Here is an 11,402-nt window from a genome sequence, read left to right on the forward strand (position 1 = left end):
TTATTCTGATACAGTTATATTTTTTTTGCCTTTTAGTTTTACTTGTGGTTCCCTTGGTGTGCCGAATAATGGTATAAACTTATCAGCTCCTGTTAATGTAAGTAGAAGTATAGATACAACTGCTATTATACTCATGTAGTTATATTTTATAATATCACCAAAAGTAAATGTATGAAGTGGGTATATAGAACTGGCTATAGAGAGAAAATATACAACATAACAATGCCATGGTACAAATTGAGCAGAATAAACACCCATTGCGTCAGATAAGGTAGCATTTCTAAGGCGCAATTTATACATATCTTCTTCACTGGCTTCTACATTCTCATCAGTCATACCTTTAAGTATTGGACCGATAGTGACAATTTGTGCCATCTCATCTGCTAAGGCTGCATTACCAAATATACATAGTATACCATTGTAGAACATTAATTGTTTTACACTTCTCAATATTTTCATTATAAATCTTGATAATGGCTCAAATGCATTCATCATACCCATAACAGCTCCAAAACCAACGGCCCATAGCATCATTGATATAGAGTTATTACCTGCATCTGAGAATCCTATATATAATAGATCACTTAAAGTTCTAAAATCAATAGTCTTAGCCACACTGCCCAGTATAAAAGCTCCAATCATTCCTATAAGTAAACATACAATTGTGGGAAGTCCTTTAAATGCAGCAACAAGAACAATGACTAAAGGTATGGCCATATACAGTGGCACACCATCTTTAACTTGATTCAAAAGAGCAACTGCTGATGGTCTTTCTGCCTCTAAAGTTAACCAAGCTTCCTCCGGTATTTGGTTGATTGCTTCTGCTGCACTAATGGTGTTATCTGGAAGCCGCATTCCAATAGCTGTTACATATATTAATATTGCTGCTAGAATTAAACATAATATGGACCATATCCCCTGATGCCTTATTCTATCCACAATTCCTACTTCCTGAATTCCTGAACTCACTATTGTGGTATCGGAAATTAATCCTATATTATCTCCAAAACAAGATCCTCCAACTATGGAAGCTAGTGTAAGTGCAACACTTCCTCCCACAATATGGTTTGCCCAGAGAAAAATCGGTGCACATGCGGCAAAAGTTCCCCATGAAGTACCAGTTGCAACTGATAAAACGCATGTAACTAAGAACCCGACAAGTGCAACTGTTTTACTTGATAATCCCAATTGTAGAGAAATTCTTATTATTGATGCTCCTACACCAGTAGCCATAAATACCTCAGCCATAGCGTATGAAAACATCAATATGAAATAGACTTCCATTACAGAACCTGCACCATCATAAACTACTTTAGTTACATCCTTAAAATTACGTTTTTCAACTAGCATAGCTATTATAATACCATATATAGTTGCATAACTAGCAGCAACCTTTACATCTATACCTAATAATAAAGCAGTTACCATCACGATTATTGGTGAAAATTTAATAAAAATCATTTTTCTCCCCCTATCTTATGGAATAATGATAATATTTTTTAAAAATATGGCTCGTATTCTATTTGTTAACTTCTTGATTTTCTTCTTAATATTCTGAAAAATGCAGATGGAAAAATAGGTTTCATTAGTGACCTACTGAAACCTTATACATTATGTCCATTCCATATCCAATTTTAATTCTATAATATCCTTCCAAATTCTTATCAAGAGCTTCATCACCTGTATATATTAAAAGTGGATTTCCTTTTAATTCAACTATCTTTGAGTTTGGAGAAATTACTATGATATTGTCTTTTTTTATTTTTTCAATAACTTTTGGACTAATTTGTTGATTACCTCTTCCTAGAAGATAACCTTGCCCTCCTGTAGGAGTAATGATTAATTTTCCTACACTATTTCCTAATATATCTAATATATCTTTTTCATTACAGTCCAATTTAACTATGGTTTTATTTTTAATAATATCTACACCTAATAATGAATTAGGCAAGTTAAGTTGATCCATAATGGCCTTTGTAGTAGTACCAGGACCTATTAGATAATATATATCTTCCAGCATATTATCTATTATGTCTAATCCAATTGCCTTTTGACTCTCTTCTTCCCCTAAAGGAGTAGGTGCCTTTTTGTTTTGTAACCATTCTTTTTTATAAGGTACCTTCAAATATCCAAAAAGTTTTGTCCTAACTTGATTATTTCTAAAGGCCTCTTCATCTATATCTACGACTTCCTCTTCCTTTATGTGAAGATTACCATCTTTTAAATACATTAAAGCTAATTCCCCTGCTAACTCCGGTGTATTTCCATAGACAGGAGATTGAATTTTCACCCCTGCAGGAATTCCCACTGTAACAACTCTATTTTCCACAGCATTATAAATATCCCTTGCAGTGCCATCACCGCCTACAAAAATAATTAAGTCTGCACCCCTTTTTTCCATTATTTTAGCTGCATTTAAAGTATCTAAAAAAACAGTTATTTTATTTGATTTGTATACTACTTCATGATTAAAACCTAAAGCTTTACATTGATTTTCACCCATATCTGAAGAAGAAGTTAAGATCAATAATTTTTCCTTTATTGGTTCTAATTTTCTTAATGCTTTTATAGCTTTGTTGGGGGCTTCTTTAATAGCCCCCAGTTGTATGGCCTTATTTAAAGTTTCTATACCATCTGTACCTTTTAGTCCAACTCTACCACCCATTCCAGCTATGGGATTAATTATTAGACCTATGATTTTCATGCTATCACTTCCATATTAATCTTCTTTTGTCTTTCTAAGATAAACTCTCCAAGTTGGACACCATTTTTCCGAATCATCTAGGCTTGTTTCATCTACTTGATGAATAGTACTATTATGTGGTGCATTATGGATTATTTCGGGATTCTCATATGCCTCATCAAATATGTGATGAATTGTCTTTATATATTCATCTAAATCATCTTTAGATGGTGTTTCAGTAGGTTCCAAAGTAAGTGGTTCTGGGATATAGTACGGATGGTGACTTGACCAAATATGCATACCAAAATCCATTACCCTCCTAGCTAAGTCCCCTGATGTAATACCTGTATCCTTAGTTATTTCTTCCATAGTATATCTAGCTTGTTCAATCCTTTGAGTATCTACTTTATATGGCACTGTTAACCCTTTATACTCTAATAATTTCTTTATTAGATAAATATTATTAAGAGATGCAATCTTAGCTACTTCATAGAGTCCTTCAGCTCCTAAACTCATAATCCAAGCATATGCCTTAAGCACAACTTGAGGACTACCTTGGAATGACTTTACCTTTCCAATGCTGTTTTTCAAATCATAGTCCAAGAAATATTTATCTCCATCAAATTCTACTAAGGGTTTTGGTAAATAATCTCTCAATTCTTCAATTACTCCTAATGCACCAGAACCTGGGCCACCACATCCATGAGGTGTTCCGAAAGATTTGTGAAGATTGAAGTAACACATATGAAAACCTGCTTCCTTAGCTCTTGCTATGCCAAAGAGTCCATTGGCATTAGCTTGATCATAACAATTTAACCCACCAGCTTTGGTGATTAAATCCGTGAACTCTTTGATTCGAGGATTAAAAATTCCAGTATCCTCAGGATTGGCTACTACGAAAGCAGCTGTTCTTTCACTAACTGCAGCTTTGAACGCTTCGTAATCAGGTTGACCATTTTCATCTGTCATAATTGTAATTATTTTATATCCCTTTAAAGCTGGTGCAGCAGCATCTGAAGGGTGAGAGTATACAGTTGTTATTATTTCATCTCTCTTGTCTTCTTCTCCCCTCAATCTATGATACATTCTAACAATGGACGCCATAGACATAGTTGCCTGTGATCCTCCACCTGGTTGAAAACTGAAGTAATTCATACCTGATATTTCTCTCATCATCAAATCTGTTTTATATATTATCTCCAATATCCCCTGAACAGTGCTTTTATCTTGTAATGGATGCAAAGCTGTCATCTTTTCAGTATTTGCTATTTTATCGTTAATCTTAGGATTATATTTAACCGTACAAGTCCCCTGTCCGATTTCAATATTAACATCTCCACCTAATGTTTCTTGTGATAGTCTCAAATAGTGCATTAATACCCTTTTTTGATTTATCTCCGGCAAGTTAGGCAATCCATTTCTTCTCATTTTGGAAGGAATCTTAGATAATCCATCTCCAACTTGCTTTACTATATCTGCTTCTGCTTTTGGCACTAAGACCCCTCTCTCACCCTTACGACTTAATTCAAATATTATTGGCTCATTCCATCTTGCTTGGTGAAAATCTCTAACCTTAGAATTTCTAACTATTCGCTTCATTCAATCAATCCTTTCTATAGATTATCATTCTATGATTTCTCTAATAGCCTTCACTAGATTATCTATATCTTCCTTTAAGTGAATTTCAGTAACACAATATAAAGCACATTGCCCTAATTCAGGAAATTCCTCAGATAAGTCTTTTCCACCCAATATGCCTTTAAATAATAGTTTCCCATTTATTTCTTCGACAGTTTTCCCCGTGTCATTAAAATCTACAACAAATTCCTTAAATCCAATATTATTAAACCTAGAACCTTTTACACCCTTTAACTTAGATAGTTCTTCAATAGCATATAAAGATTTTTGTACAATATTTTCTCCTAGTTCATACATTCCTTTAGGTCCCATCAGAGATAAATAAACTCCAGCAGTAATACCCAGTAAAGCTGTTTGAGTACCTACATATTCCTTTCCCCTCTCCCTTAAGTTACCAAAGGAAGTTCTTTCATAGGCTATATCTCCAAATCCATATTCTCCTTCTTTAATGGTGGGAGCTATACCAAATAATCTAGATGGAAACTCCATTACAAATCTTTCTTCGTCCTTAGTGGATATAAACCCTGACTGATTGCCACCATAGTTCATATGCATACCTAAAGGTTGAAGATCTCCACAAATTATATCGGCACCATAATGGGATGGAGGAGCTAACACTCCAAGGCTACTTGGATCAACGCCTACTACCAAAATTGCACCTCTGTCATGGGTTATTTTTGAGATTTCTTCCCCTTGATCTTCCAAAAATCCTAAATATGATGGATTTTCAAAATATACTGCAGCAGTATTATTGGAAATGTTTTTCTTTAAATCCTCTAAGTCCATTCTCCCTGTTTCTTTATTGAAATTAATTAATTTAATTTCAACTCCTGGATCACAATAATTTTGTATTATCATTAGCCTATCAGGGCAAATAGTTCCTACAACTAAGGCTTCTGACCTCCTAGTAATTCTTGAAGCCATTCTAAGGGATGTAGCAGCAGCTTGAGCCCAATCAAATGTTGGAACATTAACTACATCCATATCTAATAGTTCTGCTACTAAAGATTCGTATTCGAATAGTGTTTGAAATCTTCCATGATCATTATAGGGTTCACCTGCATACCCCGTTAAAAATTCAGCTCTACTATTTATTTCATCACATACGGCAGGTACATAATGTTGCCAACATCCTGCTCCTAAAAAGTTTATATATTCATTACTTGAAATATTTTTATTCATTATTTTATTTATAGATCTTTTAAGTTCATATTCTGACTCAAAAGCCTTTGGTAAATTCAAAGCCTTCTTTAATTTTAATTCTTCTGGTATTTCTACATGCAAATCGTTTAAAGATTCCAATCCTAATTCCCTTAGCATTTCCTGCTGAACTTCTAAATTAGAGTTTGGAATATAAGGATGATTTTTAAATCCACGAATTGTCATACTTCTACCTCCTAATTTTTATTATGCAATCCCTCCACCATCAACAACTAAAGCTGTCCCAGTAATCCATTTGGATAAATCACTACATAAGAATAGTACCGCTTTAGCTATATCTAGTGGCTCTCCTAACCTTTCTAAAGGTCTTCCCTTAGCCGAATCAACTAAAAACTTATCTATTTCTGATTTAAAACCTAATTGTTCTCCTTCACTCCTAAGCATAGCAGTATCTGTGTCTCCTGGATTAATTGAATTAACTCTAATATTTTGTCCCCCATGATCTATTGCCATAGCACGAGTTAAGTTTACAATCCCACCCTTTACTGCACAGTATGCTGCTGCCTTATCTCCACCTTTTAAACCCCAGCCTGACCCAGTATTTACTATGCTTCCTCCACCACCTCTTGCCATTACGGGTATGGTGTACTTGGAAAGTAGATATGTTCCCTTAAGCCCTACATCAAGAACAAAATCCCACTCAGCTTCAGTCAAATCTACCACTGTCTTTCTTACTGTAACACCTGCATTATTAAACAATATATCAATTCTACCAAATTCCCTTTCTATTGATTCAATAGTAGTTTTACACTCTTCATTATTGGTTACATTACATTTTTTAAAGATGGCAAAATTACCTTCATTTATTATTTCCATAACTGCATTTTCTCCACTTTGCTGATTTACATCAAGTAGTACAACTTTTGCACCATATTCTGCTAATAATTTTCCAGTGGCTAACCCTATTCCAGAAGCCCCACCTGAAACAATAGCTACCTTACCTTTTAAATCTAATGGATTATTCATCTTCTTCCTCCTTTTTTAATCTTCCTTTACATTCAGCAATATATACTTGCATAAAATATGCCAATAATAATTCTTTTCACAAAACCCCCATGATTACAGGAAATATTCAGAATATTGCATATCATCCATTGCTTTGTCAAGCTAATATGATATAATTTAATTGTCTTTAAAGGCAAATATTAACATATTATTGCCAACTATGACAAAGAGGTGATAGATATGGATTTGAAAAATATTAAACCTAGTTTGGAAAACATAATATCTACTATGGCTAATCTAACAAATATGGAGTATGCCGTATTTAATACCAACTCAGAATTAGTAAGTAGCACACAAATTTATTTGCAAAGAAAAGGAAGAAATGTTCACTCAGCTTCAATAGAAGAAGTTTTGAACCTAGGAAATGTAATAGTAAATAAGCCTGGCTTAATGAACTCCTGTATAGGATGTAGATTTGTAAATAATTGTCCTTCCACTATAGAAGTTTTGTCTTGTATTAAATTAAATGGAATTCCTGTAGGTGTTTTAAGCCTTACTTCCTTTTCCCAAGAAGGACATACTTTGATTGAAGAAAATATACGTAACTATATGAATGTTTTAGAAAATACTTCACAACTGATTTCTATGTTTGCTCAAAATGAAATTTCAAATAACAATATTCAAATGTTACATAAAGTAATTCACGAGATAACTAAAGAAAACAATTCTAGTTATATAATAATAGACAAAAATGGCCTTCTGGTACACTGGGATCAAGAATTTGAAGACCTACTTTCCTATTGTAATTTATACACTCAAACTATAGATATTATTTTCCCTGAAAACATTTGTAATTGGATATTGAATACTAGTAAACCTAGGAAGAAATATTCTGTTAGTGAAAGTTTTCAAGGAATTATTCATATTACACCTTTAATAATAGAATTTGATATCATTGGCTATTTTCTTAAATTAGAAAAAGATGTTGGTCCATCTAAACAATATTTACATCAAGATTATTTAAATTCTATCATTACTAATGATTGCAAAATCAATAATATAAAGAATAGAATTAGAAAATTATCAACATCATCTTCTTCAGTTTTAATTACTGGAAAAACTGGTACTGGCAAGGAGTTGATAGCCAAGGCTATTCATTATACAAGTAATAGATCTGATAATCCTTTTGTCTCAATAAACTGTGCAAATATACCTGACTCTCTATTTGAATCTGAGCTTTTTGGGTACGAAGAAGGAGCTTTTACTGGTGCTAAGAAAGGTGGTAAATTGGGAATTTTTGAGATAGCTAACGGTGGAACAGTATTCTTAGATGAAATAGGAGAATTACAAGAACATTTACAGGCTAAACTCCTAAGAGTACTTCAGGAAAGTACTATACAAAGATTAGGAAGTGTTACCCCTATATCTGTAGATATTAGAGTTATTGCTGCAACTAATCAAGATTTAGAATCTATGATGGAAGAAAATAGGTTTAGAGAGGATTTGTTCTATAGACTAAATGTTATACCTATTTGCTTACCTCCACTAAATAAAAGGATAGATGATATAGAGTTACTTACTAGACATTTTATAGATAAATACAATAAAAAACTTTTTAAAAATATTAAAGATATTTCAAAAGAAGCCTTAGATATTTTAAAATCCTACTCATGGCCCGGAAATATAAGAGAACTTGAAAATGTCATAGAATACGCAATTAATATGGAAGAAGCTGATATGATTGGAATTGATAATCTTCCTGATAGAATAGCTAAATTCACTGCAAAAGAGAGATTTGATTTTAAAGAATCTATAGCACAAAAGGAAATGGATTTAATTGTTAGTGCATTAAATAAGTATGGTTGGAATTTAAGCGGAAAGGAAAAAGCATCAGAAGAACTAGGGATTAGTATTAGAACCCTATATAGAAAAATAGCCGGCTTAGAAAAATAGAATACTCCTTACCTCATTAGGTCATAAGGGTAGTGTGAAACAATATAATATTAATTAACACTTCTTTCTTTCATTACATATTATATCATGAGTGGAAACCACTTAATATAATTATTAATTGGAGGTGCCCTTATGACCGAAATATTAAATAGAAGAGAGGAATGTTCTGATACAGATAGTTCTTTATTGTTTTTCTTTTTACTATTAGTAGTAATCTTCTGTAATTGTGATATGTTTGGAAGAAGATTCTAGGCTCAAGACAGATAAGGCTGCCAATGGCAGCCCTATTCTACTTAACAACTAAATATTCGCAGATACACTTTATTTAATAAATTAAATTCACTTTATTTAAAACTATGTAAATTGCACATTTTTATAGAATAGGATAGAATTAAACAAATTAATTCTAATCAAGTTTAATAAAATATTTCTGCATTTTTCTGACAGCAAAATAATAAGGACAATATGGTCCTAATTATTCCTCACTTATTTATTTCTATTAACGATACATCTATAACTTTTTTCAATACACTAGTTATGTAGCTTCTTTCATTTTCTGTAAATTTCATAGTATCTAAAGAATACAATAAATCCTTAGATATAAGCAATAAATCTTCTAACATAATTTATCACCCCTTATATAGATTTACCTATATACTTCTACATAAGTTTTAAAACTCCTTCAAAAAATAAAAAACTTGAGATTTCTTCCTAAATTTCCTGCACTAATTCTAAATATCTTTCATAAAATCTATGCTTGACTAATGTCTAGCATCTTATTTTTACGTTCAATATAGTTCTATTAAATCATACTATTAATTCTTAAGCTTTTAGCATTATTGATTTATCCTTAAAATTATAATAACATTTATTTTAACCTCTCTTTTGTTACACACAAATATCACAAGATGTATTAATTCTGGAAATACTACATAAGAATACCGTAAAATTCATTTCTGAATAATACGGTACATAAAAAAGTACTTTACTTTATAGTTATTAAATATAATGTTTATTTTTTGATGTACATTGATTCCTTTTCCACAAATAAAATGCCAATAATGAAAATAAGATGTATCCAACAATTGAAACAATAGATGCTTCTATTCCAAAATCACCACCAGTAATAATTATTGATTTTGATTTGAGAACATATGAGAAAATTGCTTCACTATCATATGTTGGTCCAATGTTTAAAACACCACCAATCATAATACAATTCCATATACCATGTATGATTGCACTATACCAAACGGAACCACTTTCATAAGTAATAAGAGAGAACATGATTCCAACACTGGTGCCAGCTACAAAGAGAAGTAAAATACTAACGAGGTTCATCTCTCTCCCTATTAAATGCAATAATCCAAATGCCATGGATGGTATAAGAATAGCAACCACCTTATTCCATCTCCTTTCCAATGTATGCATGACAATACCACGAAAAACCATTTCTTCAACGACACCAGCACCAATTCCATAATAGAATAATGCTGCTGTGATGATATTCGTCCCTTTAGACAAAGAAACAGAATTACTTATTAACTCTCCAGGCATACATAGTAATGCTACTGAAACTATTGATGGGAGCAAAACAGCACTGATTAACCATACCAGTTTTAATTTTGGCCTTCCCATACCATAATTCTCTAAAAAACTTTTCAAAAATTTAGTACATAAAATCCTTAATAAAAAATATGTCAATAAAACATAAACAATACCAAATATAATGTTACCAATCCAATCTGGAATTGCAGTAACATAGGCAATACTACCTATTAGGTTAGCTACTATTTGCGATACAATCAAAATAAAAATACTTAACATAGCAATCATTACTTCTTTAATTGAAACTTTATTCTCCATTACGACCTCCTATAAATCATTTTTATTCTACATAAATATACTTATACAATTTATCTAATGAGAAAATTATACCATATTATTCCATATCGTCTTATATTTTCAATACTGTACTCTTCAGTTTTCAAGGTTTAATTACACACAAATAGCATTCTATTCTATATATAATGCTTGTGACAGTTATTTAGAAACAACTAATTCCAAATTTTTTTCTTCTTCTGCAATCCTATCTAATATACTAAAGTTTTCTCCATCTTCTATGCCCTGATAATATACATCTCTAAAACCTTCAAATTTTGTATTAGTATTAATAGTACCTTTGAATTCTTTATTATTGTATTCATCTATGACAGCTTTATCTTTAACTAATACTAACCCCCATTCTTGATTTGCTTCTTTTTGTTTTTCAAAAGCCTTATTTAATCCTTCTATAAATCCTAAGGCATAGTCGTTCTCCAAGCCTTTTGTTGAATATCCATCTTTTATATATTCATATCTGAGTTTCTTTATAACACTATTTATACAATCAATTGCATATTCTAATACTATAGTACATACAGTAACATCTTCATCTCTCCCCATAAAAGTTATGGTATGAGTTCTATTAGTTCTAAAAAAAGAATAGCATCCAAAATTCTCTGCAATTACATATGCTAATCTACCTTTCCATTTGGCTTTAGTAAATGTTATATTTGTTTTATTCTCTATTACATTTATTTTTAAATCATTGCAGTCTTCAACCTCTCTTATTGAAAGCTTATGTTTTATTAGCAATTCTTGAGCTTTTAGCATTGCTGATTTGGCTTCATATTCATTTGAGCTTTCACTAAGCGCTAATAATTTTTTTATCCTCACAATTATAGTAGTATTTATTTTAACCACTCCTTTATTACACATAAACAACACAAGATGTATTAATGCTTGAAGTACAACACAAAAATACCGCAGAATTCATTTTTGAATAATACGGTATTGGATAGGTTACACTAGTTAGGACAGGTTTTCTCCGAACATGATATAATAATATTAGGAGGAGAAAATCATGTCAAGAAAATATTATGAGGAAAATTTCAAGAAGCAATTAGTCAACATATACAAC

9 protein-coding genes are annotated in these 11,402 nt (G+C 31.7%); 1 reads left to right on the forward strand and 8 read right to left on the reverse strand.

Features of this window, described 5'->3' with window-relative positions; genetic code table 11:
• The 5 genes from FYJ83_RS13830 to FYJ83_RS13850 form a co-directional block, all read right to left on the reverse strand.
• Entirely contained in the window at nucleotides 1-1,461 is a 1,461-nt protein-coding gene (locus FYJ83_RS13830) for a Na+/H+ antiporter NhaC family protein (RefSeq protein WP_154441436.1), read from the reverse strand.
• Nucleotides 1,462-1,585: 124 nt separating this feature from the next.
• Nucleotides 1,586-2,704 carry an ATP-NAD kinase family protein gene (locus FYJ83_RS13835; RefSeq protein ID WP_154441438.1) on the reverse strand — a complete coding sequence of 373 codons (1,119 nt, stop codon included), beginning with the start codon at nucleotides 2,702-2,704 and terminating at the stop codon, nucleotides 1,586-1,588.
• Nucleotides 2,705-2,719: 15 nt separating this feature from the next.
• Complete coding sequence (gene gcvPB, locus FYJ83_RS13840; protein WP_154441440.1) at nucleotides 2,720-4,282, reverse strand: aminomethyl-transferring glycine dehydrogenase subunit GcvPB; 1,563 nt, start codon at nucleotides 4,280-4,282, stop codon at nucleotides 2,720-2,722.
• 24 nt (nucleotides 4,283-4,306) lie between these two features.
• Nucleotides 4,307-5,707 (reverse strand): aminomethyl-transferring glycine dehydrogenase subunit GcvPA, encoded by a 1,401-nt coding sequence (gene gcvPA / locus FYJ83_RS13845; protein ID WP_154441442.1) that lies wholly within the window; start codon nucleotides 5,705-5,707, stop codon nucleotides 4,307-4,309.
• Nucleotides 5,708-5,728: 21 nt separating this feature from the next.
• Nucleotides 5,729-6,508, reverse strand: coding sequence for an SDR family NAD(P)-dependent oxidoreductase (locus tag FYJ83_RS13850; protein WP_154441444.1), 780 nt, complete (start codon nucleotides 6,506-6,508; stop codon nucleotides 5,729-5,731).
• A 219-nt stretch (nucleotides 6,509-6,727) separates the two neighbouring features.
• Here FYJ83_RS13850 and FYJ83_RS13855 point away from each other — a divergent pair, with 219 nt between their 5' ends.
• Entirely contained in the window at nucleotides 6,728-8,440 is a 1,713-nt protein-coding gene (locus FYJ83_RS13855) for a sigma-54 interaction domain-containing protein (RefSeq protein ID WP_154441446.1), read from the forward strand.
• A gap of 482 nt (nucleotides 8,441-8,922) precedes the next feature.
• Here the strand turns inward: FYJ83_RS13855 and FYJ83_RS13860 are convergent, their stop codons facing one another.
• From FYJ83_RS13860 to FYJ83_RS13870, 3 genes are all read right to left on the reverse strand, one after another.
• On the reverse strand, nucleotides 8,923-9,063 hold the full coding sequence (locus tag FYJ83_RS13860) for a hypothetical protein (RefSeq protein ID WP_154441448.1): 141 nt from the start codon (nucleotides 9,061-9,063) through the stop codon (nucleotides 8,923-8,925).
• Between the two features lie 376 nt (nucleotides 9,064-9,439).
• Complete coding sequence (locus FYJ83_RS13865) at nucleotides 9,440-10,306, reverse strand: CPBP family intramembrane glutamic endopeptidase (RefSeq protein ID WP_154441450.1); 867 nt, start codon at nucleotides 10,304-10,306, stop codon at nucleotides 9,440-9,442.
• A 177-nt stretch (nucleotides 10,307-10,483) separates the two neighbouring features.
• The gene (locus FYJ83_RS13870) at nucleotides 10,484-11,158 is read right to left on the reverse strand and encodes a DUF2786 domain-containing protein (protein WP_326828344.1); all 675 of its coding nucleotides are present in this window, start codon (nucleotides 11,156-11,158) and stop codon (nucleotides 10,484-10,486) included.
• Nucleotides 11,159-11,402: the final 244 nt, after the last annotated feature.

It is taken from the genome of Tissierella pigra (assembly GCF_009695605.1).
In the GTDB taxonomy this organism is placed as follows: Bacteria; Bacillota; Clostridia; order Tissierellales; family Tissierellaceae; genus Tissierella; species Tissierella pigra.